Annotated in this window: 26 protein-coding genes; 6 read left to right on the top strand and 20 right to left on the bottom strand. The window is 39.6% G+C overall.

The features are described from left to right. Positions 1–11: 11 nt before the first annotated feature. From ACWF5P_RS11645 to ACWF5P_RS11625, 5 genes are all read right to left on the bottom strand, one after another. Entirely contained in the window at positions 12–830 is an 819-nt protein-coding gene (locus ACWF5P_RS11645; RefSeq protein ID WP_101224962.1) for a carbohydrate ABC transporter permease, read from the bottom strand. After that, positions 830–1,690, bottom strand: a complete 861-nt coding sequence (locus ACWF5P_RS11640) for a carbohydrate ABC transporter permease (protein ID WP_098370419.1) — start codon at positions 1,688–1,690, stop codon at positions 830–832. The genes ACWF5P_RS11645 and ACWF5P_RS11640 overlap by 1 nt, the downstream gene beginning before the upstream one ends. A gap of 167 nt (positions 1,691–1,857) precedes the next feature. Continuing rightward, positions 1,858–3,147: an ABC transporter substrate-binding protein gene (locus tag ACWF5P_RS11635; RefSeq protein WP_101224963.1), complete on the bottom strand. Its 1,290-nt coding sequence runs from the start codon at positions 3,145–3,147 to the stop codon at positions 1,858–1,860. 362 nt (positions 3,148–3,509) lie between these two features. Then, positions 3,510–3,695, bottom strand: coding sequence for a hypothetical protein (locus ACWF5P_RS11630; protein ID WP_034305959.1), 186 nt, complete (start codon positions 3,693–3,695; stop codon positions 3,510–3,512). Positions 3,696–3,849: 154 nt separating this feature from the next. Next, entirely contained in the window at positions 3,850–4,689 is an 840-nt protein-coding gene (locus ACWF5P_RS11625; RefSeq protein ID WP_095390405.1) for a YitT family protein, read from the bottom strand. A 398-nt stretch (positions 4,690–5,087) separates the two neighbouring features. Between ACWF5P_RS11625 and bioF the strand changes: the two genes are divergently transcribed. Genes bioF through bioC form a run of 3 tightly spaced genes read left to right on the top strand, consistent with a single transcriptional unit; the run spans position 5,088 to position 7,844 of the window. Further along, entirely contained in the window at positions 5,088–6,287 is a 1,200-nt protein-coding gene (gene bioF / locus ACWF5P_RS11620) for an 8-amino-7-oxononanoate synthase (RefSeq protein ID WP_230177911.1), read from the top strand. Beyond that, complete coding sequence (locus tag ACWF5P_RS11615; protein WP_101224966.1) at positions 6,284–7,030, top strand: alpha/beta fold hydrolase; 747 nt, start codon at positions 6,284–6,286, stop codon at positions 7,028–7,030. Before bioF ends, ACWF5P_RS11615 begins: the two co-directional genes overlap by 4 nt. Then, a complete protein-coding gene (gene bioC / locus ACWF5P_RS11610; RefSeq protein ID WP_434168385.1) occupies positions 7,023–7,844 on the top strand; it encodes a malonyl-ACP O-methyltransferase BioC in 822 nt (273 codons plus the stop codon). The genes ACWF5P_RS11615 and bioC overlap by 8 nt, the downstream gene beginning before the upstream one ends. 168 nt (positions 7,845–8,012) lie before the next feature. Here bioC and ACWF5P_RS11605 read toward each other — a convergent pair whose 3' ends face one another. From ACWF5P_RS11605 to ACWF5P_RS11590, 4 genes are all read right to left on the bottom strand, one after another. Continuing rightward, the gene (locus tag ACWF5P_RS11605) at positions 8,013–8,690 is read right to left on the bottom strand and encodes an ABC transporter ATP-binding protein (RefSeq protein WP_101224968.1); all 678 of its coding nucleotides are present in this window, start codon (positions 8,688–8,690) and stop codon (positions 8,013–8,015) included. Then, positions 8,687–9,793 (bottom strand): FtsX-like permease family protein, encoded by a 1,107-nt coding sequence (locus tag ACWF5P_RS11600; RefSeq protein WP_434169597.1) that lies wholly within the window; start codon positions 9,791–9,793, stop codon positions 8,687–8,689. The genes ACWF5P_RS11605 and ACWF5P_RS11600 overlap by 4 nt, the downstream gene beginning before the upstream one ends. A gap of 99 nt (positions 9,794–9,892) precedes the next feature. Next, on the bottom strand, positions 9,893–11,272 hold the full coding sequence (locus tag ACWF5P_RS11595; RefSeq protein WP_434168384.1) for an ATP-binding protein: 1,380 nt from the start codon (positions 11,270–11,272) through the stop codon (positions 9,893–9,895). Further along, on the bottom strand, positions 11,269–11,946 hold the full coding sequence (locus tag ACWF5P_RS11590) for a response regulator (RefSeq protein WP_434168383.1): 678 nt from the start codon (positions 11,944–11,946) through the stop codon (positions 11,269–11,271). The genes ACWF5P_RS11595 and ACWF5P_RS11590 overlap by 4 nt, the downstream gene beginning before the upstream one ends. Positions 11,947–12,267: 321 nt before the next feature. Between ACWF5P_RS11590 and ACWF5P_RS11585 the strand changes: the two genes are divergently transcribed. Further along, the gene (locus ACWF5P_RS11585; protein ID WP_434168382.1) at positions 12,268–13,245 is read left to right on the top strand and encodes a bile acid:sodium symporter; all 978 of its coding nucleotides are present in this window, start codon (positions 12,268–12,270) and stop codon (positions 13,243–13,245) included. 251 nt (positions 13,246–13,496) lie between these two features. Further along, on the top strand, positions 13,497–14,753 hold the full coding sequence (locus tag ACWF5P_RS11580) for a DUF445 domain-containing protein (protein WP_434168381.1): 1,257 nt from the start codon (positions 13,497–13,499) through the stop codon (positions 14,751–14,753). A gap of 130 nt (positions 14,754–14,883) precedes the next feature. On the opposite strand, the gene ACWF5P_RS11575 is transcribed toward ACWF5P_RS11580, so the two are convergent. From ACWF5P_RS11575 to ACWF5P_RS11525, 11 genes are all read right to left on the bottom strand, one after another. Next, positions 14,884–15,267 carry a hypothetical protein gene (locus tag ACWF5P_RS11575; RefSeq protein WP_434168380.1) on the bottom strand — a complete coding sequence of 128 codons (384 nt, stop codon included), beginning with the start codon at positions 15,265–15,267 and terminating at the stop codon, positions 14,884–14,886. Positions 15,268–15,291: 24 nt separating this feature from the next. Further along, positions 15,292–15,567 carry a hypothetical protein gene (locus tag ACWF5P_RS11570; RefSeq protein ID WP_434168379.1) on the bottom strand — a complete coding sequence of 92 codons (276 nt, stop codon included), beginning with the start codon at positions 15,565–15,567 and terminating at the stop codon, positions 15,292–15,294. 333 nt (positions 15,568–15,900) lie between these two features. Continuing rightward, on the bottom strand, positions 15,901–16,104 hold the full coding sequence (locus ACWF5P_RS11565) for a hypothetical protein (protein WP_402944622.1): 204 nt from the start codon (positions 16,102–16,104) through the stop codon (positions 15,901–15,903). Between the two features lie 108 nt (positions 16,105–16,212). Further along, positions 16,213–17,235: an ADP-ribosylglycohydrolase family protein gene (locus ACWF5P_RS11560; protein ID WP_452444896.1), complete on the bottom strand. Its 1,023-nt coding sequence runs from the start codon at positions 17,233–17,235 to the stop codon at positions 16,213–16,215. 295 nt (positions 17,236–17,530) lie between these two features. Then, positions 17,531–17,887, bottom strand: coding sequence for an Imm3 family immunity protein (locus ACWF5P_RS11555; protein ID WP_402944631.1), 357 nt, complete (start codon positions 17,885–17,887; stop codon positions 17,531–17,533). Between the two features lie 28 nt (positions 17,888–17,915). Next, on the bottom strand, positions 17,916–18,551 hold the full coding sequence (locus tag ACWF5P_RS11550; RefSeq protein ID WP_452444895.1) for a deaminase domain-containing protein: 636 nt from the start codon (positions 18,549–18,551) through the stop codon (positions 17,916–17,918). Positions 18,552–19,144: 593 nt separating this feature from the next. Beyond that, a complete protein-coding gene (locus tag ACWF5P_RS11545) occupies positions 19,145–19,609 on the bottom strand; it encodes a hypothetical protein (RefSeq protein WP_141994323.1) in 465 nt (154 codons plus the stop codon). A 2-nt stretch (positions 19,610–19,611) separates the two neighbouring features. Beyond that, a complete protein-coding gene (locus tag ACWF5P_RS11540) occupies positions 19,612–21,576 on the bottom strand; it encodes a ribonuclease YeeF family protein (protein ID WP_452444894.1) in 1,965 nt (654 codons plus the stop codon). Then, positions 21,573–21,860, bottom strand: a complete 288-nt coding sequence (locus ACWF5P_RS11535; RefSeq protein WP_252297165.1) for a YwqI/YxiC family protein — start codon at positions 21,858–21,860, stop codon at positions 21,573–21,575. Before ACWF5P_RS11535 ends, ACWF5P_RS11540 begins: the two co-directional genes overlap by 4 nt. Beyond that, entirely contained in the window at positions 21,860–22,285 is a 426-nt protein-coding gene (locus ACWF5P_RS11530) for a YwqH-like family protein (RefSeq protein WP_230177927.1), read from the bottom strand. Before ACWF5P_RS11530 ends, ACWF5P_RS11535 begins: the two co-directional genes overlap by 1 nt. Positions 22,286–22,521: 236 nt before the next feature. Then, complete coding sequence (locus tag ACWF5P_RS11525) at positions 22,522–23,925, bottom strand: M28 family peptidase (RefSeq protein ID WP_452444893.1); 1,404 nt, start codon at positions 23,923–23,925, stop codon at positions 22,522–22,524. Positions 23,926–24,196: 271 nt separating this feature from the next. On the opposite strand from ACWF5P_RS11525, the gene ACWF5P_RS11520 reads away from it, so the two are divergent. Further along, positions 24,197–25,345, top strand: coding sequence for an iron-containing alcohol dehydrogenase (locus ACWF5P_RS11520; protein ID WP_230177928.1), 1,149 nt, complete (start codon positions 24,197–24,199; stop codon positions 25,343–25,345). Positions 25,346–25,349: the final 4 nt, after the last annotated feature.

The following is a 25,349-nucleotide window of genomic DNA, read 5'->3' as shown; positions in this document are numbered from 1 at the left end:
TATTTAAATAGTTATTTAACTGCTCCATCTGCAATTCCTTTGATAATTTGCCTCTGAGCAAAAAAGTACGCAATGATGACTGGAATGATGGATAAAGTAAGTCCAGCCAAGGCAAGATGCCATTGCTTCGTATATTGACCGAAAAAGAAGAATAATTTAAGCGGGATGGTCTCCGATCCTGCACCGCCAATAACAAGGGATGGCAGCAAATAGTCGTTCCATATCCAAATGACATTTAAGATTCCAACTGTAATGGACATCGGTTTTAATAATGGAAATATGATATACCAAAATACTTGAAAGCGGTTTGCACCATCAATCTTTGCTGCCTCATCAAGTGAGAGGGGAATCCCTTTTAAAGTACCATGATAAAGGAATATGGAAAGACTGCAGCCAAAACCTAAATACATGAAAATCAGTCCGGCCTTGTTCAACATCCCCAGCTGGCCGAATTGGGCAACGAGCGGTATCATCACAGACTGAAACGGGATCAGCATGGCTGCTACAAACACAAAGAAAAGCAGGGAACTTATTTTACTTTTGTTTCGGGAAAGAGCGTATGCTGCCATCGCAGAAAAGATGATGATGATGACTACACTGACGCCCGATATCAATAAAGAATTGAATAAAGTCCGGAGGAAATCCAATTGCTCGAAAGCTTGAGTGAAGTTTTCGAATGTCCAGGTTTCAGGCAGTCCCAATGTATCGGCAAATATATCCCGTTTCATTTTAAAAGCATTGACAAGCATTAAATAAAACGGAGTGAGCCATAATATGGCCAATATGAATCCGATGAATCCAATCAGCCACAATTTCCATTTTCCCCTCATTACAGCTCAACCTCCCGTTTTTTATTGAAATAGACTTGTGTCAGCGAAACGACCGCCACGATTACGAAAAAGATAACGGCTTTTGCCTGTGCATATGCCATATCGTTTTCGGTGAAGGCGGATTTTACAATGTTCATCGCAACCATTTCAGTTGAATTATAGGGAGCTCCATTCGTCAAGGAAAGGTTTTGATCATAGATCTTGAACGAGTGGGAAAGCGTCAAAAACAAACTGACGGTAAAAGCAGGTGCCACTAGCGGAAAAGTTATATGGCGAAAACGCTGGAAGCTGTTCGCTCCGTCAATTTTTGCCGCTTCTATCAAGTCTTCAGGAACAGCCTGCAGATAGGCAATATAAATGATCATGATATATCCGGCCATCTGCCAAGACGTTAAAATGATCAATCCCCAAAAGCCTGTATCAGTCGTTGATAACCACCCATTAAATGCTTCGATCCCAGTCAAATCACCAATCGCACCGAAGACCTTAATAAAAATGAACTGCCAAATAAAGCCGAGTATCAAGCCGCCAATTAAATTGGGCATAAAGAAAACTGTCCGCAATATGTTGCTTGATTTAATTTTCGAAGTCACGATGAGGGCCAAACTTAATCCGATGATATTGATTACCACAATTGCCGCTACGGAAAATTTAATGGTGAACCAAAATGTATCAAGGAACCCTTTATCCGTAAACAAGTCTATATAATTCTTAAGACCAATGAAATCCGGAGTCCCTAAACCGTTCCAGTTCGTAAAGGAATAATAAAATCCGTAGATGAGCGGCACGATCACAACCAAAATGAGTGCAGCAAGAACAGGTGTCAAAAACAGCCAATATGCAGCATCCCGATTTCTCAACGAAACCGACCTCCTTCAAATGATTTAATAGTTAATGGGTTTAGATCATGACTGTGTTATTTGATGAATCCCTTATTGAGGCAAATTCCCTCAGCGACTTTTCTATAATAAGGAACAACCAATCGACACATTTTTCATGCCGATTGGTCACTTGCATTTCCCAACGCTTATTTGCTATGAATCTTCTCCCAATTTTCAATGTTCTGTTGGACAAGTTCCTCCCAAGTCAATTTACCAGTTACGTATTTTTGGACACTTGCACCAAGATCATCATTCCAACCGACCGGATATCCATTAAACACCCACCCAATCGTATTTCCTTCTTGGGAGTATTTATAAATTTCTTTTGAAATTGGATCGGCAATTTTTTCTACATCATATCCTTCATAAGCAGGAATGAATTTAAAGTCTTCCAAAACGGCTTTCTTCCCTGCTTCGGATGTATACATCCAATCGAGGAACTTCTTCGCCGCTTCCTGTACCTTTTCATCCGATTTCTTGTTCACTGCCCAATAGTTCGGTACGCCGACTGGCATGCCTGCATTGTCTCCATTTGGAATCGGGATGATGCCAATTCCCTTTTCAGCTAACTCAGGATCCATATCATAGACTGTGTTATAAACCCAGTTACCCTGCTGAATGATCGCAACCTTTTCAAGCGAGAACAGCTCCTCCACTTGTTGGGAATAATCAAGACTTGCTGTCGGCTGGACGGAATACTCATTTTGGATATCGACCAATTGTTTAAACTTGTCACCATCCGTGAATTTAACCGTAGGTGCTTTACTTGCTTCTAACACATTTCCATCAAACTCCGGTGATAAGAATACATTGGATAAATGGTTTCCTGTCACCCACTTCTCTTTTACCGGATATGCGAAAACTGCTTCGAGCTTCAATTTGTCTTTTTGTGAATCGATTTTCTTAACTGCCGCCTCTAAGGCTTCATAACTTGTAATTTCATCAGGATTAATTCCGGCTTCTTTAAATATTCGTTTGTTATAGATCAAGCCGTATCCTTCCTGGTTAAATGGAAGTCCAAGGACTTGCCCGTCCTCTTCCACGCCATCCAAAGTACCGTCAAGCGCTGCAGCAGCAGCTTTCGTGTCCTTTAAATCTGTTAATCTATCTTTATATTGTGCGACATCTACCGGTCCGCCAATGTTAAAAACCGCTGGCTCCTCACCTGAAGCGAACTTTGCCGTTATGGCAGATTTATAATCATTTCCGCCGCCGACTGTCGATACCTTGATCTTCACATTTGGATTTTCTTTTTCATATTGTTTTGCCAATGTCTCGAATTGCGACTTGAATTCTACCTTGAATTGAAATATATCGAGCGTCACGACATCCTTTGAGTCGCTGTTTCCGCCAGTTGAAGAAGAGCATCCTGCCAAAATTACACTAAAAATTAATAAAACAGTAAGAATTCCCCCGTACCATTTTTTACGCCTCATGCCTACCCACTCTCCCTTTTTCTCATAATATTCATGCAATTTTAAGAAAACGTTTGCATAAAATTAGTAAAATAAAAGCCATTCATTCTATAAAATTCATAGTCTAGCGTACTTCTTTTACATCACCTCCTCACAAAAAAATGTTGCAAACGTTTACATTTATGCGCTTTATATTACCACCAAATTCCATACTTTACAATAAAATTGTAGTATATTGTAAAAAAAGGATGTTAAGAACTCTCTTAATCTAATTATATGATTCGGAAACCTTTGATTATTCCTTTATCCGATTATTTATTGTACGGGCCATTTTCATTCCTGGCATTATACGAAAAAAGGGAAACCCGTCGGTTTCCCTCTTATCACTTCAATATCATCTTCACATTGGAAGGACCGTATTCATCCTTCAATTCATAATATTTATCGCTTGCTTGTCCAAATTCCTTAAACACACCGCTAATGATCAATTCATTCGTTTCTTTATCAACGACACTGTACTTGATATTGCTTTTCCCAAACTTTCTGTCATCCACTTTTAAAAGGATCATCTTGGACACCTCCACATTTAATGGCTGCACTCCTCAGGGTGTGTGGTTTCTTACTTACATAATATAACAAATTATTCCGAATTTACAGATTTTTTGCAGTGCAAAATAAAAAAGCCTATCAAGGCCTTTTCATTTCGCTTATACTTTATTCGCGTCAGGACTTCGAGATATCCAGGAATCCTTCACCAAATACGTCACGAACGTCATGTATGGCTATAAAAGCATTGCTATCCGTTGACTGCACTATTCTCTTTAACTTTAGCACCTCTTGCTTACTTATAACGATATATAAAATATCCTTGGATGCCTTTGTATAGTATCCATGGCCGCTAAAAACAGTGACACCCCGGTCCATCAATTCGGTTACTTGTTTTGCAATCTGGTCCGCTTCTTTTGAAATGATGGTAATCGCTTTTTTCGGGTTCAATCCCTCAATGATGAATTCCATCGTTTTTGTTCCAATATAAAGCATAAGGATAGTGAGCATCAGACCTTCTGCACCAATGATGAAATAAGATGAGAACGCAACGATTAAATCGAAAAACAGAAGTCCATAGCTTAAGCTCCATCCCAAATACTTATTAGTAATTCGGGCAAGGATTGTCGTACCGGCAGTAGTGCCCCCAACACGAATGATCATGCCAATTCCTGCACCGGCAAAAACCCCGCCAAATATCGCATTGATGACCAATTCATCTGAAGATATCGTCCAACTTTCGGTTAAATGAAGGAAAAGTGAATTGAATGCAACGGCTACGATTGTATATACCGTTGTCATTTTCGACAAAAATTTATAACCGACAATGAGCAGGACAGCGTTAATGATCAAACTTAACAGCCCTGGTGACCATTCAAAAAGATAAAACAGAATGATGGTTATCCCCGTGACTCCTCCCTCACCAAGCTCATTGGGAATGACGAAAAGATTTATTGCCAAAGCGAAAATAAAAGCTCCTATTAATATAAAGAAAACATCCAAAGAAATCTTTTTCATATTTATACCTTCCTTTATGTAATGGTTAATGTGAATTCTGTTAAATTTCACTGCTCTATAGTAACATGGAATTCCATTTAATCCTTCAAAGATTTGAAGGTTTAACAAAAAGACTACCTTTGAAGTTAGATTATCTTCAATGAATGAGCTTAATACATAAGAAGTCACTATTTTCACTAAGCTTTTTTATACATTAGCTTAACAAAGCCGCTGCCCGATTCTCCTTTAATCAAAATAACCAACCAGCTTTTTTTGACCCTTGATTTCTCCAGATTAATGATTATTAGTTTATTCTCATGCTCCTTTTCAAAGCTTGACAGTTTCATTGAGTCATGATTAGAATGTTTTATATGTTAACCTATATTAATTTTAGTTGACATATAAAAAGGAGAATGGCCATGCACAGTGAAAAACAATTGCCTTGTTGGGAAGAAAAAATAAAAAAGGAACTGGCTCATTTAGAAGAGATTTCGCAAAAGCGTGAACTCGTATCAACCGTATGTGCCGAGCAGCCTTGGCTTACAATCAACGGGTGTAGGATGCTTAATCTAGCTTCTAATAACTATTTAGGGTATGCCGGAGATGAGCGGCTGAAAAAGGCTATGGTTGATGCAGTACATACATATGGTGCAGGAGCAACGGCTTCACGTTTAATTGTTGGCAATCATCCTCTTTACGAGCAGGCGGAACAAGCTCTTGTCAATTGGAAGAAAGCCGAAGCAGGACTCATCATCAATAGTGGATATAACGCAAACCTTGGAATAATCTCCACCCTGCTGTCCCGTAACGATATTATTTATAGCGATAAATTAAATCATGCAAGCATTGTCGATGGAGCTCTTTTAAGCAGAGCAAAGCATATACGCTATCGTCATAATGATTTAGATCATTTAGAAGCATTTTTGAAAAAATCACCGATTGAAGCACGGAAATTAATCGTGACGGATACGGTCTTCAGCATGGATGGTGACTTCGCTTTTCTCGAAGAACTTGTTCGGCTAAAGGAACGTTATAACGCACTGTTAATGACAGATGAAGCACACGGAAGCGGTATCTACGGTAAACATGGTGAAGGCTATGCCGGTCACCTCCATCTTCAAAATAAAATAGATATCCAAATGGGAACATTCAGTAAAGCGCTCGGTTCATTCGGGGCCTATGTCGTCGGGAAAAAATGGCTCATCGACTATTTAAAAAATCGCATGCGCGGATTCATATATTCAACTGCACTTCCCCCGGCCATACTCGGTGCTATAAAAACAGCGATTGAACTTGTGCAGCAAGAACCAGAACGCCGCTCACTGCTCCAAACACACTCAGAACACTTTAGACAAGAACTCACATATTACGGGTTTAATATTTGCGGAAGCCAATCACAAATTGTTCCTATCGTCATCGGGGAAAACGAAAAAGCGATGGAATTTGCTGCACGTTTGCAGAAAGAAGGAATTGCCGCTATTGCTGTAAGGCCGCCGACCGTTCCTGAAAATGAAGCGAGAATCCGTTTTACCGTTACGGCTCTCCACGATAAAAAAGATCTTGATTGGGCAGTTGAAAGAGTTTCGATCATTGGAAAAGAAATGGGTGTTATTAAATGAAACAGCCGAATTTAATCATGCTTCCTGGCTGGGGAATGGAAAAAGATGCGTTTCAACCGTTAATCCAACCGCTGTCAGAACTATTTCACCTTTCATTTATAGATTGGAGAGATATGAAAGCACTAAATGACATTGAAGAACGAGTCATAGAAACAATCACTTCCATAGATGGTCCTGTTTATTTACTGAGCTGGTCATTAGGATCGATAGTATCACTTGAACTTTCAAGTTCGTTTCGAGAAAAAATAAACGGTTTTATCCTTTTTGGCGCAACAAGTCGGTTCACCACCGGAGAAAATTACACATTTGGCTGGGATCCACGAATGGTCGAGCGCATGAAGAAACAACTGCAGCGCAATAAAGAGAAGACTTTGACTTCCTTCTATGAAGCAATGTTTTCCGATACTGAAAAAGAAGCAGGTTTTTATGATCAATTCATCAAGACAATTCAACGCGAGTTTCATGGAGATGATGTGTTTTCGCTTCTGATTGGTTTGGATTATTTACTTCAGAAAGATGCTAGAGCAAGATTCGACCGGATTGAAGCCCCCTTTATATTGCTTCATGGGAGGGAAGACAAAATTTGTCCACTTGAAGCCTCCTCCTTCATTAAAGAAAACCTGGGTGGGCAAGCCGAGCTTCATATTATTGAAGGTGCTGGTCATATTCCATTTTTCACAAAACCACAGGAATGTATGGAGCATATAAAAACATTTATTCAAAAGGAGTACGTTCATGATTGATAAACGATTGTTAAGCAAGCGGTTTAGTGAACACGCGAAAACATATGATGCGTATGCCAATGTTCAAAAAAACATGGCAAGACAATTAGTGGATTTGCTTCCTCAAAAAAACACCAATCATAAAATCAATATTCTTGAAATCGGCTGCGGCACTGGTTACTTAACCAGGTTACTCGTCAAAGCATTCCCTAATGCCGCCATTACGGCTGTTGATATTGCACCCGGAATGGTTGAAGTGGCGAAAGGAATGACAAAGGAGGACCGTGTTACATTTTTATGTACGGACATCGAAGAAATGGCGCTAAATGAAAATTTCGACTTGATTATTTCCAATGCAACATTTCAATGGCTGAATGATCTTCCTGCAACCCTTGAAAAACTGTGTATACGATTAACGGCTGAAGGAAGCCTGATATTTTCAACGTTCGGAATAGATACATTTCAAGAGCTTCATATGTCGTATGAACAGGCGAAAGAAAAGCTTCAGCTTTCCATTGATAGTTCACCAGGCCAAATGTTTTACACACTAGAAGAATTATCCCAAATTTGTGAAGAAGCGCTCCCCTTTTCATCAGCATCTCCAATCGAGATAACAAAAATGGAAAAGCTTGAACTGGAGTACTTTCAAACAGTACGTGAATTTTTCACTTCAATTAAAAAGATTGGTGCAGCTAACAGCAACAAAGAAAACTACTGCCAGCGCCCTTCCCTTTTTCGAGAGTTAATCAACATATACGACACAGAATACCGAGATGAATCAGGTGTAAAAGCAACCTATCATTGTTTGTTCTTTAAAATGAAAAAACATGATTAATCCGAAGATAACCATCTGGGATACTAGCAATATATTATACATAAATGCAAATCGTTTAGATAAAGTAACGACTAGTATACCAACCGCTTACCAGGTTCCCATTCAAGCAATTCAGGCCGCCGCCACTCCTAATTCCTTTGAAGAGGCTGCGGCCTTTTACCTATAACTTCATCCAAATACCTTGCCATCTGTAATATTGACCACTCGATCACATAAATCTAACATTCTTTCATCATGCGTTACCATGATGGCCGCTTTATTTCTTGATTTCACCTCATGTGCAAGCATTTCAACAACATCCCTGCCTCTTTTGGAATCAAGACTTGCGGTTGGTTCATCTGCTAAAATGATTTCTGGATCATTCATCAGCGAACGGGCAATGGCTACACGCTGCCGCTCACCGCCCGACAGTGCTTCTGGCAGGTGATCTGCCCGATGTCCAAGTCCAAGGTGGCTAAGCAATTCGTCCGCTTTTTTCACAGTTTTTTTATCTCGCTTGCCAATCAGTTCAGAAAGTAGCAGAAGCTGATCTCGTACGGTGAGATATGGCACAAGGTTCGATGATTGGAATACAAATCCGATCTTTTCGAGGCGAACTCTAGTCAATTCCTTTGGTGATAGTGTTGTTATATCTTCATCATTCAGCAGTAAGCGACCTTCGCTCGGAGATAGTAACGCACCCGCTATTGAAAGAAAAGTACTTTTTCCTGAGCCTGAAGGACCCACGATCGCGACGAATTCCCCCGCTTTCACATTCAGGGAAATATTATCAAGGGCAGTCACCTTATTAACGCCTTCCCCATAAATCTTACTGACGTTTTCAAATAATAGTTTATCCCTCATCATGATACCCTCCCTATTGCTTCGATCGCATCTATCTTCGCTACTCGGTATAGTGATAGCAGCGAACCCAATACGGATACAACCAAAAGTAACACGGAATATTTAATGACCAAATCGGTACTCAATACGAATGGCATTCCCTCTGGCATGATTAAAGTGACGACATATGTCAGTGCAACACTGATGGCTATGCATGTCACTGCAAGCAGCATTACTTGACCAACAATACTTTTTGCCAGGTAACCCGTATTGGCCCCGAGTGCTTTAAGGACTCCAAATTGATTAGTCTTCTGCAAGGTAATCACATAAAAGAATACAGCCAAAACGAATGCTGCAATGACAAACAAGAAGGCAATCATCATCGTCAATGTACCCTGTTCCTCTTTGAACCCTGGTATACTCTGAAGTGATTCTTCTTTCGAAATGAGCGTTACTCCTTCAGGCAATGATTCACGTACATTCTCTTCTGCCTTCGAATCCATTTGCACGGCTATTGCGCTGATTGAGTCTTTTCCTTGATTTTTCAATCCAGGATTAATCTCCTGCCACCCCTTAACATTCATGTAAACTGCCGGTGAATGGCTGTAAGACTGCTTTTCAGTAAAACCAACAATGGTGAAAACCTTACCTGATAGGTCATCTTTAAGTGAATCACCCAATTTATAACCCACTTCTTTTAAAGAACGATCTGCAACTACTTCACCTTGTTTCTTATTGTCATAGCTCGTTCCTTCTATGACCTTCGGTGCTAGTATCCCACTGGCATCGGTAGCAAAAATGGTGACATCCGTTTTCTCCGATGATCCGGTTTTATTCAATGTGATCATCATTTGCCCCAGCCCTTCGGCTGCTTTAACATCCGATAAAGCCTGGATGTCATCAAGCTTTCCCATGGATATGATGGATCGATTCAATTTATTTTTAGAGTCATGCTCCATAACGAAATAGTCGGCTTTCATGTTTTGTATGGATGAAGCATTATCTGCTGAAAGTCCATTAGCTAATCCTGAAATGATAAAAACAAGCAAAGCGACCAATACCATGATCAGTCCAATCAGCAGATAACGTAACTTTGAATGCTTTAGTTCACGTATTGCCAAAAACATCATTTCATCTCCCTTTTCTTTTGTTTACCAATCGAGTCCTGCTTCAATCGGTATGACTCGATTGTAAACAATCAATATGAATGGAAGATGAACAACTGATTACATAAGGGGCAGCCGTATATAAAAAGTGGTCCCTTTACCAAGTTCGCTTTGAACTTCGATCGTTCCTCCATGAAGATCAACCGTCTTCTTCGTGATTGAAAGTCCTAACCCGCTGCCTGTTTCACTCCTATTCCTCACTTTGTCGACTTTATAAAAGCGATCAAGGATATAAGGAAGGTCTTCTTCTGGAATCCCCATGCCCGTATCCGCAATCATCACTTCAACAGCACTGCCTATACTTTTAATCCGTATATTGATCGAACTGCCGCTTTCCGAGTATTTAATGCTATTGGTTATCAAATTCGTCCAAACTTGATTTAAAAGTTTCTCATCTGCAGAAATGACGGTTGACGGCAAATCCATGTCGATCACCATATCTTTTTCCCGCCAATTCCATTCCAGCATGAACAACACCTGCCGGATTTGCTGCGCTAAATCAAAATTTGACCGTTGTAGCGGATCTTCTTCTTTATCCAAGGAAGCAAGCATGAGCAGCTGTTTGCTTAACGACGACATGCGCCTGCTTTCTTTTTCAATGATGGACAAGTACTGATTTCTTTGTTCTTTTGTTAATTCCTCCGATTGGAGGGTTTGAGAAAAACCTTGGATGGATGCAAGCGGAGATTGAATTTCATGAGATACATTCGATACGAACTCCTGCCTCATATCATCCAACTTCTGTATGCTTTGAGTCATTTTCGAGAAATGCTGTGCCAAGTCCCCTATTTCATCTCTTCGGGTGACATTCAATTCACTACTATAATCCCCATCGGCGATTCTTTTTGTAGCTTCCGTTAATTTCGTAATCGGCTTAACGATGAAACGCGTATTAATGATCACAAATAAAAAACTAAGAAGTAGCGTCAGTACGAGCAAAACCGCAAGGAAAAAGCGAAATTCACCAAACTGCAGCTCTATATTCGGCCTTACAAACAATGCATGCTTTTCGCCATTCACGTTTAACGGGACCCCAATGCTATTAATTAAAACATCTTCAAAAAAACCGGTAATAAATAACCCATTATTATAATTGACGATCCCTTGATAGGTATTTCCATTCAAAACTCCGGAAATCGTGTCGCGATCCAAACTGGTATCCCGAAACGGCTCACCATATAAAGTTCCTTCACCCTGCTCATTAAATAGATACATTTGATAGTGCAAACCTGCAATATGCTTTAAATACGCATCAATATCCTGATCAGGATTCTCCTCATATAAGGAGACGATCTCACTTGCGACTTTGCCTATCTTCTTACCATTGTTGGGTTTTTGAACCTGATGATAATAAACATTGGAAATTAAAAAAGCGATGACACTGGCAAGCACCATGATCAAAATGGTTTGAATAACTATCCTGAAATAAAGTGTTTTCACTTCTTGTTGACCTCCAGTTTATAACCTAAGCCACGGACAGTCGTTATGACAAAATCATCGGTCCGTCCGGCAAAACGTTCCCTCAACCGTTTAATATGAACATCAACCGTTCGATCATCCCCTTCAAAATCAGCACCCCAAACCAGTTCAATAAGCTGCTCACGCGTAAAGACCTGATCTGGAAAACTCCCAAGCTGAGCCAGCAGCTCAAATTCCTTAAGCGGCAGGAGCAGCGTATTCCCCTTTATTCGCACTTCGTAACTTCTACGGTCAATCACCGTTTGATTCAATGAGATGGATTCAGAATTCACCATACGGTACCTTCGCAATAGCGCTTTTATCCGAAATAGAAGTTCCCGTGGCTCAAACGGCTTTACGAGGTAATCATCCGTACCTGCAAAGTACCCCTTTTCCTTATCGATAAGTTGATCTTTAGCTGTCAATAAAATGACGGGCAGATCATATTGATCCCGGATTTCCTTACAAAGATCCAGTCCGTTTTTAAACGGCATCATAATATCGACAACAGCCAGATGGACCCGTTCCTTCTCCAGTAGCAAGGAGGCTTCATTACCGTCCTTCGCTTCGAATACCATGTACCCTTCCTTTTCCAAGTGAAATTTAAGCAACTCCCGAATATGCCGATCATCATCCGCAATTAAAATATGTATCAAAGAAACCACATCTCCACTTCTTTTATAGGCTCTGGCTAAACATACAATAGCAATAATTAAACCTGTAAAACAACAAATACTAATTCAATTTCCGGTTCCTTATAAACTAGTTTGCCACTAATATACAGCACTCTCTAATTTTTTATTAAAAGATAAGTAAAAAAACGAACAGAATCTTAAAACCCTGTCCGCTTTTTTCCTATAGTAAATCGTCATATTCACACTAGTTCAGCCGTATTGAATTTTTTTCCCCTAAAAGGGTTTTAAATATTCTGAATATAAACTATAATTGTTTTATTTTAAAACATCTAGGAGGTCACTATGGGAGTAGTAGAGAAAATCAGCGGATTTGCTGGTAAAACGTTTACCTTATGGGTCATTTTATTTGCAGTTATTGCGTATATCTTACCTAATCAGTTTATATGGATTGGAGACTATATTGTTCCATTACTAGGAATTGTCATGTTTGGCATGGGACTTACATTATCAGCAGCGGATTTTAAAGAAGTATTCCGACGGCCGAAAGAGGTCGCACTAGGGGTAGCAGGTCATTTTATCATTATGCCCTTATTGGCATTCGGATTAGCAATAGGGTTCGATTTGCCCAAAGAAGTGGCTGTTGGTGTTATTTTGGTAGGATGTTGCCCTAGTGGAACAGCTTCAAATGTCATGGTGTTTCTTGCGAGAGGAAATGTTGCTCTTGCAGTTGCCATTGCTTCTGTTTCCACTATTCTAGCGCCTATCGTAACGCCCCTGCTTATTCTGCTCTTGGCAAGTAAATGGGTCAATATCAGTATTGGGTCGTTATTCATTTCGATCATTCAAGTGGTGATTATCCCACTGCTGCTTGGATTCATCGTCAAAAAGTTTTTTGGCAAACAGGCAGAGGCCGGTGCAAAGGCTTTACCTCTAGTATCTGTCATTTCCATCGTTCTGATCGTATCTGCCGTAGTGGCTGGCAGCCAAGCTCAGCTGGCTAAAACAGGTTTGCTGATTTTTGCAGTAGTCGTTCTTCATAATGTTCTTGGCTTTTTACTCGGCTTTTTCTTTGCTCGTTTATGCGGGATGGATTTAGCTAAACAGAAAGCTGTTGCAATGGAGGTTGGTATGCAGAACTCTGGTTTAGGTGTAGCCATAGCAACAGCCCACTTCTCGCCTTTGGCCGCTGTTCCTAGTGCCATCTTCAGTGTTTGGCATAATATATCTGGCTCCGTTCTGGCCTTTATTTTCAGTCGCATGAAAGATAAGAACAAAGTAGCGACCGTTAAAAATAGTTCGATAAAAACAGACGCATCATAATATGTTGGAGATGAACCAATAAAAAAAAGCCGATTGAATAAATCGGTTTTTTTTTGTGAATTAACCATCTGAATATTGAACATTCAAGGGAAAATGACAAATATTCAATGCCCAAAAATAATGAACTTACTGCCTTGTTGTGGTTATTTTTTTGAACTACCTGCTATACTACTAGATGAAAGTAAGTTATAAAATTTGCTAATGATTCGGGTTATAGTAATTGACTATCATTTTAAGGATGAGGGAATATAATGTCACCAAAAATAAAATCTTCAAGAAAAATAGCTAGATATTCACTAATTATCATGGGGGCAGGTTATATTGCAACCACTCCATTTCAAGGTTCATTGCCGTTAGATTTATTACATGGAGGGTTTGAGGCTGGTTTAGTCGGCGGATTGGCAGATTGGTTTGCAGTCACTGCATTATTCCGCCATCCGCTTGGATTACCGATCCCCCATACAGCGCTTTTGCCCAACAATCGTAAAAGAATGACAAATGCACTTGTTTCGATGTTAAAAAACGACTGGCTTTCTAAGGAAAGCATTCAGGACAAAGTAAAACATATTCCTTTTACTGAAAAATTGATCCCTATTTTAGTAAAAGAGATTCAAAGTGAGACTTTTAGAAAAGTCCTGATTAAATTAATCAAGCAAATGATTGGTTATATAGATATAGAAAAGATTACACCTTTCGTTGCTAAAAAAATTAAAACATCACTTTCTAACATAGACATGAGCAAGATTCTACATTTAGTAAGTTCACAGTTACTTAACGAAGAGTTTGATAAGAAGGCTTTGGATCATGTTTTGAAAAAAGCAGAAGATTGGTTAGGAAAAAAAGAAACCAGTCACCGACTTGGCACTGTTTCCATGGATGTACTCAGTAAGATTGAACTGGAAGGTATGCTTCAGTTCGCCGTTAAATCCATTCAAAGTCTACTTAACGAAGAGAAACTTGGGAATATCATACAAAACCTGTTATTAAGTGTCGTAAATAATTTACAAAACGAGAAAGAACCAAATAGAGAGGCTTTAATCTTATATATCAGGAAAGAGATACAAGGCATTAACCATAACCGGGAACTGTTAGAAGGAGTTGAAAAATGGAAAAAACAACTTCTGACAAAATGGGAGCCTGAGGCGACAATAAAGGGAACTCTACAACAAATTCAACAAGAAGCATTGGATTTCGTCGAAGATGAACATTTCATGGATGCTTATCTGACTCCAATGATTCATCACGTACTGGACAACATAAAAGAAAATAGCACGCACATCGATCATTGGATACAGAAACAAATTACTGTTCTCATTGAAAATAATCATACGCAGATCGGCAATCTTGTACAAGAAAATTTAGATAAGCTAGACAACGAAACGCTGATTGATATGATGGAAAATGGTGTAGGAAAAGATTTACAATGGATTCGTGTGAACGGAGCGGTCTGTGGTTTTATAATAGGACTTATCCTAACAGGTGCACAGGCTCTGCTTAAGCTATTATAATCCAGGCACCTTTGCCGACATTGTAACGGAAGAATACTGTCATTACTAAATCAACTGGGGCGATCTCTTGCCTTTAGTTTATACCCTCATAAAAAAGGCCCTTAACCTCAAGGGCTTTTTAACGGGGAAATTAATCTAACGAATAGGGCTTCCTCTCTTCGATTATCTCCACTTCATCCCATTCCACATATTTGGAGTACATATATTTATCTGTTCTTTCAAACCCCATCTTTTTGGCAAGTTCAGTGTTTGTTGTATCCAACAATACTTTTCCAGTTTTTCTTTCTTCAGATGCTGGAAACAACTCCCCCTTATATATTGCCTTTGAATTTATCTTAAATAAATCTACCTCTTCTACAGAAACATTTTTTATATAGATATTTTCATCTAAATGTTTGAAACCTTGAGATAGATCAGCATATTTATGACTTATTAACCTTATAGACTTATCTTCCAGTAGACTAAAACTATACTCGCTACCATTATGTATTGCATACTTTCCTTTTCTTATCATAGGTTCCTCCATTTTCAAACTTTATCAAGCATTGAGTAATTCTCTATTTAATTTTTCAGCTTTATGTAATTCTCCTAATAACGGATTTAGATAGTCATTATAACTATCCATATAAGCCCTTACGCCGCCTATAATATTTAATTCTCTTATATCTTCATTATTTTCCATTACATCCAATGCGTCCTTATATCTTTTATATATAAGTTGTAACACGCCCCTTGTAATTTCATTATAATAATCATTTTCAAGATTATTTATCACAACTTTTATTTGATCGATTAACTGCTTTTTCTTATCCATTAATTTCATCTTCCTATCTACTCGCCTACAAAGGAGACCTTTAACAAAACAGTGCCAAAGCTCATTAGGGGGATAGTACAATAAATATAATCGCGTTTGAAATGAAGAAATTAATCTAATGAATAAGGTTTCCTCTCCTCGATTATCTCAACTTCATCCCATTTTACAGATTTAGAGTACATATATTTATCTGTCCGTTCAAAACCCATCCTTTTAGCAAGTTCAGTGTTTGTTGTATCCAACAATACTTTTCCGGTTTTTCTTTCTTGTGATGCTGGAAACACCTCTCCCTTATATACAGCATAGGGATTTATAGAATATAATTCTTTAACTTCATTTACACCTACTATTTTCGTGTAAATATTTTTTTATAATAAGTAAGCCATTGTCCATTTCATTTTTATCATTACTAATTAATTCAATAGCTTCCACTAAATCAGATTCTATGAATCTATACTCTTTACCATTATAGATCGTATACTCACCTTTTCTTAGCATTTTCCCACTCACTCCATTATTTAATTTCCCATCCCCCAATCAAACTGCTTGCTTTCCGTTTAACATCGCATAAACTGGACTCTGGACATAAAAAAACCCTATAAAGGATTTTATAGGGGTTTTTTATGTTTATATGGGTGATTTACATCAATCTCCATACTCTTCTTTAATTGCTTTATCTGCACAAAAACTATGGAATTGCTCAATTAATTCATCAATATCTTCTTTTCTGATGATTTTCTCAAGCCATTCTTTAGGGATGTCGTCCATTTTATAGTACATACCTGCCATTGTCCCTGTAATGGCACCTACTGTATCCGTATCATCCCCTAGATTCACTGCTTTTAAAACGGCATCGCTAAACGAATCTGAATTTCCTAAGCACCAAATGGCTGCTTCCAACGTATGAACGACATAACCATCTGACTGAATTTCTTCTTGTGGTAATGAAAAGAAACCTTCTTCAAAAATTCTTGAATAGTATTGCAGCTCTTTTTGGTATATATGATTTTTATCAAAATTCTCATCAAAAAGTTCTTTTATTTCCCTTTTTGAAACTTCAGGAGAATTATTATAATAAAGTCTAAGTAAAAACTCGACATAAATAATGGAACCTACCACAGAACGCGGATGAGAATGTGTAACTTCCGTATATCTTTTAATGGTTTGGATTTTTTCAATGAAATTAAAGTTATTAAAGAGGATAAATGCCACGGGAGCGATCCTCATCAACGCCCCATTCCCATTATCAAACATGGCATTTCCGCCACATTCTGGCGCTGGGTCTCCATTTTTAAACTTGATTATGGCTTCACTGGTCGTTCTGCCAATATCGAACATTTCATGATGTGGTGTCCAATAGCCAGATTCCATATACTGAACGAATTTTTGCATTAGCTCCGCTGAATCGCCTTTTTCAATTAAGTTTTCATTTAAACATAAGGTTAATGAAGTATCGTCCGACCAAGTGCCTGGCAGCTGATTATAGGTTCCATATCCCGTTATATCATTAATAGTGAAAGTCCCTCTTTTTTTAAATTCAACTGGGACACCAAGCAAGTCTCCAACAATACCGCCATACAGACTTGGTAACATTCTTTTTTTTAGATTATATCTCAAAAAACTTTTACTATCGTCTTCCCATCTGTCTACCATTCTTCTGCTTGTCATTCATTACACCTACTTTTTGTTTAAGTACCATTTCTCAGTACCCTTGCTTAACAAATGCCCTACTAATTGATTAAATTCATACTTTGTTTTTATGTATGCTAACACCTATACTACAACCACTATAATATCTTTCCATTTAAATACAAAAGCAAAATCAGTTCGTATTTCCAAATTACCTGCTAACCATCATAGGTATCATACAAAGATTTAAAACTGTCCATTTTATTAAAAAAACCTCGAATGGCTTTAGCCACTCAAGGTTAAACTGCATTATTAAATATTTTTATTTCACCTGCTATTCTGCTGAGGAATTATAATCAACCTCTGCATTTCTTAGTCCTTCTAATACTTTTTTTATTCGTTTCGATAAGTCTTGTATTTCTTCTAATGTTAAGTCAGCTTCTGCTTCTTGTGGGGTAAACATGCTTAACCTCTTTGTTATACCTTCAATGCGCCCAACAAATACTTTTTCATGGCCGATTGCTATTTCTCCAATAGCAGTATCAACAATAAAATCTTCTATCTTGCCTAATCTATCAAATTCATCAGCTAGTTTTGCTATAGCATACCTATATCCCCTATCTTCATCTAACAACTCTTCATATGTCTCCTGAATTGCATCAAATAATTCATTATATTCCCAATCTTTCATTAGTTTTCTCCTCCAATAAAAATTAAGTTTAAGGAATAATTCTATTACCATTGTTGTGTATGACTTCTAATTCAATATTTTTATATTTAGCAGCAAACTCTGCTATGACTTTATTGCAACTGTCACAAGTATCCAATTCTGTAAATAACTTAATTTCCCCATTAGTTTGTGTATTCTCTCCAAGCCTAGAAGCAATGTCATTTAGTATTTTATACTCCGTATCTGTATTCCTTAAGTAACTCTCTCCCTCTTTACCAACTGCTTCTGTAGCTTTAAACATTGGATTTTCAGGTTGTAAAGAAATATCAGGCACCTTATCCTCAAGACTTCCTTTGAGTTCATTTATGCTACTTTGAGCATAAAATTCAGATTTACTTATCCCACTGACATCCACTTCTGCAACAGCAAAATTACCAGATTTCTTATACCTACTTGTTAAATTCCCTCTTAGCTCTTTCACTCTATCAATTATATGTGTTTCTGCTACTGAATCTATTTGTCTAGTTGGATACACTTCACCCGTACTCTTAGAAATACTCTCCCCTGAAACACCCTCTACTTTGCTATCCTTCACCGTGAATTTCTGATAGGCTTCCTTAATTGTCTGTTTTTCCATCACAACTTGGGGAAGGGTTGGTCCTCCTGCGAGGGATACTTGTTCCATACTTATCCGTTTAGGGATTTCTTTTTTACCGATTGCTTCACCTATATTTTTTAACGTGGTTTTTCCTGATCTCGCTATGTCTGTTATTGTAACTTGAACCTTTTGAACCTACTTTTGCGCAAATTCCTTGCTGTAAGGGACGAACTTTGTACCACTAGCTACTTTTTTCTAAGCCACCTTGCCTTAAGTAAATCTATATGATTTTAAGTCCTCACGGCCTATTATCTGTAGAGCCAAATATGGCGTAAGATGATACATATTCATATCAACAATGAAAAGACCTTAACTTTTGGGTTAAGGTCATATAAAAGAAAAACAAGTTGCACCTTATTCGGTAAGCTCTCTTAGCCGATTAAACTGCACATCCAGCCATGTAAAATGTCATCTCGCCCAGTTCCCGTTCTTTTTTCGTTATCATTGCATTTTAAAAAAACTCCATGATGGTTTTACCTTCATGGAGTCTCTATTTTATAAGTATCATTTTTCTTTTTGTCTAACTCAATATTTTATTTATCTTTAGTTCACTTGCCTTATGTGTTACTGATAAATGACAACCTTTTGTATATCTAACTTCGGCACTGGAGAGTGCCCCGTTATCTTTCCTCTTTGCACAAATGAATGTACTGACCAAAATCAGGAAATACGTCCCAGTTTCTTTCAAGGGTATCGCTAATTTCGCGTTCCTCGACTGAACCTGTTGTAAAGTCTCTCTTTTCCATTGCTATATAGCCATCTTCTCGGAAGCCCAAAATCAAGCTACTTACTTCCTTATCAGTTTCATCATCATATTCCCAATACATTGCTGTTCTTAAAAAAATCTTTCCATCATTCATAACTTCAAAGTCATAATTTAGATACTTACGAGTGAAATCATCATAAAAACTTACCGAAACCCATTCATTTGTTACATTTACAATATATTGAGGTTTTTCATCTTCAGTTAATACCGCCGTATATGGTTCATGTTTTTGATGGCATGTGTATGCAGTACGTTCATCAAGAATGTTCCAAGGCTTTTTTTTGATATCTGACCACTCGTCACAATAATAAACTTTCATAGTCAATTATACACCTTCCCATTAATATCCTTAATAATAATTCTGTTTTTTGTTGCTTCATCAAGAATTGTTTGCGGAATTAGTTTATTTTGAACTGGCACTTCTAATATTAATTCACCTTTAAGTCGCCCTCCTTTGAGAGCGTTTGGATTAAAAGAGCCATTTGATATTTTAGAGCCTGAAGGATATTTTTTTGTAATTTCATTTAAGTAACTCTTAGCTGTCTTTTCCTGAACTTCACTAAGTTGAGTGAATTTTCTCGATACTATTTCCTTATTGGGTGCATATGAATCAACTACGTACTTTTTGCCGCCTACTTCTTTCGCTTCCAACTCTACCTCATTATAAGGGTAACGAGGACGATTTTCCTTATTAAAATTATTACCTGCTTCCCATCGCTCTTTAAGCCAATCCGGTACAGTTTTCTTTTTAGGTGTAACTTCATCCGTACCCTTAGGAATACTCTCCCTTGAAACACCCTCTACTTTGCTATCCTTCACAGTAAATTTCTGATAGGCTTCCTTAATTGTCTGCTTTTCCATTACAACTTGGGGAAGGGTTGGTCCTCCTGCGAGGGATACTTGTTCCATACTTATCCGTTTAGGGATTTCTTTTTTACCGATTGCTTCACCTATATTTTTTAACGTGGTTTTTCCTGATCTCGCTATGTCTGTTATTGTAGCTTGAACCTTTTGAACCTGCTTTTGCGCAAATTCCTTGCTGTAAGGGACGAACTTTGTACCACTTGATACTTTATCTGCGACCTTCGCAGCACCTGCCACACCGCCGATTCCGAGTGCCATCAATAGTCCGTTCTGGCGCTGTTCCTCGGTCAGCTGGTTGCCGAACATGTCTTTGCCGGTGACGGCTTCGCCGAGGCCGTTGGCGGCGAGGAGTCCATATATTCCGTATTCGGTTTTCTGGAGGAGGCTAAAGCCTTTTGTCGTTTTATAGGCATCGAGCGCATGGTTCGCTGCGTTGAGTCCTTTGGCTGTTTTGTAGATGGCGCTGCCGCCCTTGATGGCCCTGCCGGCCCAGCCGACGACGGGGATGAATCCAGCAGCCGCCATGGCGCCGGCTGCGATTCTTTCAGCATCGGACAGCTTGCGGCCCGTTACTGGATCGACTCCGGTTGAGGCCCTGATTGAATCATAATATCCCGTGAATTCCCCTGTAAAGGTTTTTGTCGTATCCCAGGCTTTTTCGTACCATGGGCGGTTTTCGAGTTCTTCCATTTCCTGTTCGATTTTCCGGGCTTCTGCTTGCTGCTTTTTGAAGGTTTGATAGTCTTTCATCTGACCGGCGACTTCATCCTTCACTTGATAGACGTCACTATTTTTGAATGCCGATTGGTTGAATGTCATCGGCGAAACGTTGCCGTACTGTTTGGTGGCATCAAGCAAGGCGCGGAAGAGGCCGACGGCCACGTTTTCCTGCCCGACGGACACATCATATTCCTCGACCAATTGCCGGTCGACATTCTCGACCTTTGTCACGGTGTCATCCAGTCTATGTCCGGCCAGCGTGATTTTTTCATTAAAGTCCTTTTGATCGAACATATCAAGAGGCAGGATATCGTCAATGCTGTTCAGGATCCTTTGGAGATCGTTCGCTTGTTCATCGACAAGCGATTTCGCTTGGTTGATTCCGTTCGAGACTTCGCCATCTAAAAAGGGAACCTCGACCACCGTATTTCCGGAGAGGTCCGCTTCTTCCAGGGTGGCCGGTATGCCTTCCAAAAAACTGATTTGGGTCGTGAATAGCTCCATCCAGGCATCCGCCACCTCGATTTGCGCTTCATAGAAGCTTTTGATGGCAGTAGCACCGGCTCCCTGAAACTCGTTATCCAGGCCGACGATGCCCTGAAATTCCTTTTTCAGGGCTGTAACTTCCTTCTTTAGTTCTTCATATTGCTTGGCGCGCGACCTGGTTGCGGCCGTCAATGTCTCGGCTTCATATATCTTCATCGCTGATACCCATGTGAAGACGTATGGGTAATGGCTTCGTCCTGTTCTTTTAATAAGTCAATGTTGGCACGGGTATCTTCCACATTTTTCTGGACGATTTTGATATATTGCTCGAAGACCTTCTCCAGGTTCGTTTCGCGGTCGATCCATTTCGAGGTGAATTCCAATTTATTATTGCCAAGCTCGCCTGCCGGCAAATTTCCAAGCGTAACTGTACCAAGTGCCGTCTTCACCTGATCGACTTGCTTCGTTACGGCAGGATGATTCAGTTTGATTGTCGTCATTAAAACAACCACCCTTTTAAATATGATATTTTGCTTTCCAATTGATCTATGACGGCTTCTCCTTTGCCTAAAAGAACATCCGCTTCATGTGCTATCGTACCTGCTGCACTCAGAGCCTTTTTCTCTATATTAAGTATCATGATTTTACCGTCGATTTTCTCTTGATAGTCGTCATAATCATCATGAATGATCGTTGACATTGCCTTGTATGCATCAATACGGGCATCTTGAAAGTCTTCTGCACGGTTTCCCGTCCAGCTTTTTGCCAAGTCCGGATTTTTAATTTTAGCGATTTCCCCAAGACAAGCATTCTGTTCTACCTTGATTTGACTTTTTGCATGCTCCAAACGGTTGATTTTTTCATTCACATCGGACATTTTACTGGAAAGGGCTGAGTGTATTTCACTCAATGAATTTGCATACACTTAAAAAATCACCTCAAACATACTATTCTCATTATGTAGACTGTCATATTTTTCATAATTTTTATTATAAGGATTATAGTCTTAGAGTTAAATAGGGATAAATAAGCTATTTATGCTAGATGTTTAGGGAATTCATCCCACACGCACCAATTCCAGATTGGACTTTTCACCCCCCGATTTTCCATTTTTAAACATAAAAAGAGAGTGCAGGCTGCACCCTCTGAATATTTACAGCATTATTTGAATTCCTTTTCGTCAAATAAATGCGGAACTTTCACCTTTTTCCCTTTTTTATGATTGAGATCAGGTTTTTTAGCTTCGATTTTAGCTTGGTCATATACAGCGGTACCGACAATTTCAGCAACATCCTGAAGCTTTTCTTTTGAGAGTTTATCAATGGTATCATCAGGAGTATGATACCAAGGCTCTGATGGACTGTGGATGAATAAAGCAGCGGGTATCCCAGCCTCAGCAAAGGATACATGGTCACTTCTCCCGCCTTGTCCATATGGAGTCGGCTCACCATTCAATCTTGTACTTGATGCCTGGGCCAGCTCGGTTACAAGGTTCATTTCTCCATCATTAGTCAAAATGACCAAATCTCCGGCATCCTTGCTTCCCACCATATCGAGATTGAAGTTGGCAATGGTCCGCTTGATATCATCATCAGGGAGATTGCTCACATAATGCTGTGAACCCAGCAATCCATTTTCCTCTGCCCCAAAGGTGACGAAACGAATTTCCGTATCTGTAGGAAGATTCTTCAGAACACGTGCAAGTTCAAGGGTGACGGATGTTCCTGATGCATCATCATTCGCTCCGGGTGCTCCTGCGACGGAATCATGATGGCCAGTAATATAAATGATATCGTTCTTTTTTGCTTTATTGCTCTTTGTTGCCTTTTTCGTAGCCACTACATTATAAGAGGTTTTTTCTCCGGAATAAGCTCCTTCAATTTTTAATGATGCTGTCAATTTAACTCCAGCATTCAGTTTTTCCAGAAGTGCTTCTCCATCCTTTTTGGTTATCGTGACGGATGGAATATACTTGTCATTATCCTCTCCGAGTGTCCCGTTTAATTCCCCTTCTGCATTATTGAATAGGATGACTCCCGCTGCCCCTTTTTCTGCTGCATTCAATACTTTCTCTGCAAAAGTGAGGCTGCCTCTTTGTATAAGGGCAATCTTCCCTGCAACATCGGTTTCCCCAAGCTCTTCTTTCGTTCCTAAACCGGCATATACCACTTCACCGGATAGGTCCCCATTAACTGAATAGGTTAAATGGTTCGCTTGGATTTCCCCATCGAATCCATCAACGGATAGCTCGACCAGATTTGGATCTGTATAAGATAAAAAATTGAACTCTTCAATATCGGCTTTATAGCCATAGGATTTGAACTGCTTTTTGATGAATTGGACGGCTTTATACTCAGAATCCGAACCGGCCACCCGAGGTGTTTGTGAGAGGTATTCAATATTCTTGTAGATTTTATCGGCATCGATTCTTTTAATGACTTGCTTGTCCGTGGATGGCGCGGATAGCACCGGCGATGAATGTGGCGCTGCTAATGCGGTTGTTGTCCCGGCTGTCCCGAGTGTCAATGCTGCGATTAAGGTTACCGACAGAAATTGTTTTTTCATAGATTGCCTCCCAGTTTAATAGATTCCTCCATAATTTTACAATATATAGAAAATACTAACTAGGTAGGTTTATCCCTATTCATGCATGTCTAAAGTACCTAATTTACAAATTCAAGAAATTATCAGGAGGTTTGATTCGTGCCGAAAGTTCTATATCAATCGATATTTTGTCATATTATATAAAAATACCTGTAATCCAAACAGGATTTTCGCTCTTTTTCGGGAAAATAATACAGAAGAGATAGAATTTCTACAGGGAGAAGGCGCAAAGATGTCGATAACTAAATTCGTGATGCCGGAAGTGATTTTTGGAAAAGGTTCGATTGAACAAGCTGGCGAGGCCTGCTTGCGGCTGGGTGCCAAAAAGGCGCTGATCGTAAGCGATTCCGGGGTGGCCAATGCTGGATGGTTAGATAAAGTCATTGAATCCTGCCAAGATGCAGGACTTGCTTTTGCTACCTTCATTGAAATGACGACCAATCCGAAGGACAGGGAGATCGAGGCCGGCTGTTTGGCATTTAAAGAACAAGAATGTGATGCCATCATCGGGTTGGGTGGAGGCAGTGCTTTGGATGTTGCCAAAGGGGTTGCCCTTTTAGTAACGAATGGCGGCATCATCAGTGATTATGAAGGTGTTGATAAAGTCCACTCTCCCCTCCCGCCCATGGTGATGATCATGACCACTGCAGGATCGGGTTCGGAAGTATCCCAGTTTTCGGTGATCGTCGATTCATTCCGCGAGAAAAAAATGACGATCATTTCAAAATCACTCGTTCCCGATATTGCAATAGTCGATCCTGGTACCTTAACCACCTTGGGACCGGATTTGACAGCAGCTACGGGAATGGATGTTTTAACACACGCCATTGAATCCTATGTTTCAATCGCTGCGACACCTTTGACAGATGTACAAGCTAAAAACGCGCTTTCCATCGTTTCCCGCCACTTACGCCCCTCTGTTGCATCCAGGCATAATGAGGAAGCAAAAAAAGCGATGGCGATGGCGAGCCTGCAGGCTGGACTGGCTTTTTCCAATGCCATTTTGGGAGCTGCCCATGCCATTTCACATGCCCTAGGCGGCAAGTACCTCCTTCCACATGGTGAAATCAATGCGATACTCCTTCCCCATGTCATGGATTTCAATCGAATTGCCTCACCAAGGCGATTCAGCGAGATTGCCGACATCATGGGCATCGATACACGGGCATTGACCGAGCAGCAAGCAGGAATGGCAGCCATTAGCTTTGTAAGGGAATTATCACAGGATATAGGGGCTCCCAAGAGTTTAAGTGATGTCGGCATTACGAAAGAAATGATAGATCCCATTGGGATGACCGCTCTTGAGGATGCCTGCATGATCACAAATCCTCGTGATATGTCATTAGAACAGATAAATCAGCTGCTTCTTACAGCCCTATAAGAGG

It is taken from the genome of Peribacillus sp. NPDC055009, from assembly GCF_053608705.1.
The sequence above is the reverse complement of the archived record's forward strand: the minus strand, read 5'-3'. Positions and strand labels throughout refer to the sequence as shown.

Excerpts from the sequence above, each read along its gene's own strand:
- ACWF5P_RS11645 (WP_101224962.1), bottom strand. The coding sequence starts at position 830 with ATGAGGGGAAAATGGAAATTGTGGCTGATTGGATTCATCGGATTCATA.
- ACWF5P_RS11635 (WP_101224963.1), bottom strand. The coding sequence starts at position 3,147 with ATGAGGCGTAAAAAATGGTACGGGGGAATTCTTACTGTTTTATTAATT.
- ACWF5P_RS11630 (WP_034305959.1), bottom strand. The coding sequence starts at position 3,695 with ATGATCCTTTTAAAAGTGGATGACAGAAAGTTTGGGAAAAGCAATATC.
- ACWF5P_RS11625 (WP_095390405.1), bottom strand. The coding sequence starts at position 4,689 with ATGAAAAAGATTTCTTTGGATGTTTTCTTTATATTAATAGGAGCTTTT.
- bioF (WP_230177911.1), top strand. The coding sequence starts at position 5,088 with ATGCACAGTGAAAAACAATTGCCTTGTTGGGAAGAAAAAATAAAAAAG.
- ACWF5P_RS11615 (WP_101224966.1), top strand. The coding sequence starts at position 6,284 with ATGAAACAGCCGAATTTAATCATGCTTCCTGGCTGGGGAATGGAAAAA.
- bioC (WP_434168385.1), top strand. The coding sequence starts at position 7,023 with ATGATTGATAAACGATTGTTAAGCAAGCGGTTTAGTGAACACGCGAAA.
- ACWF5P_RS11605 (WP_101224968.1), bottom strand. The coding sequence starts at position 8,690 with ATGATGAGGGATAAACTATTATTTGAAAACGTCAGTAAGATTTATGGG.
- ACWF5P_RS11600 (WP_434169597.1), bottom strand. The coding sequence starts at position 9,793 with ATGTTTTTGGCAATACGTGAACTAAAGCATTCAAAGTTACGTTATCTG.
- ACWF5P_RS11585 (WP_434168382.1), top strand. The coding sequence starts at position 12,268 with ATGGGAGTAGTAGAGAAAATCAGCGGATTTGCTGGTAAAACGTTTACC.
- ACWF5P_RS11580 (WP_434168381.1), top strand. The coding sequence starts at position 13,497 with ATGTCACCAAAAATAAAATCTTCAAGAAAAATAGCTAGATATTCACTA.
- ACWF5P_RS11575 (WP_434168380.1), bottom strand. The coding sequence starts at position 15,267 with ATGATAAGAAAAGGAAAGTATGCAATACATAATGGTAGCGAGTATAGT.
- ACWF5P_RS11570 (WP_434168379.1), bottom strand. The coding sequence starts at position 15,567 with ATGGATAAGAAAAAGCAGTTAATCGATCAAATAAAAGTTGTGATAAAT.
- ACWF5P_RS11560 (WP_452444896.1), bottom strand. The coding sequence starts at position 17,235 with ATGACAAGCAGAAGAATGGTAGACAGATGGGAAGACGATAGTAAAAGT.
- ACWF5P_RS11555 (WP_402944631.1), bottom strand. The coding sequence starts at position 17,887 with ATGAAAGATTGGGAATATAATGAATTATTTGATGCAATTCAGGAGACA.
- ACWF5P_RS11550 (WP_452444895.1), bottom strand. The coding sequence starts at position 18,551 with ATGGAACAAGTATCCCTCGCAGGAGGACCAACCCTTCCCCAAGTTGTG.
- ACWF5P_RS11545 (WP_141994323.1), bottom strand. The coding sequence starts at position 19,609 with ATGAAAGTTTATTATTGTGACGAGTGGTCAGATATCAAAAAAAAGCCT.
- ACWF5P_RS11540 (WP_452444894.1), bottom strand. The coding sequence starts at position 21,576 with ATGAAGATATATGAAGCCGAGACATTGACGGCCGCAACCAGGTCGCGC.
- ACWF5P_RS11535 (WP_252297165.1), bottom strand. The coding sequence starts at position 21,860 with ATGACGACAATCAAACTGAATCATCCTGCCGTAACGAAGCAAGTCGAT.
- ACWF5P_RS11525 (WP_452444893.1), bottom strand. The coding sequence starts at position 23,925 with ATGAAAAAACAATTTCTGTCGGTAACCTTAATCGCAGCATTGACACTC.
- ACWF5P_RS11520 (WP_230177928.1), top strand. The coding sequence starts at position 24,197 with ATGTCGATAACTAAATTCGTGATGCCGGAAGTGATTTTTGGAAAAGGT.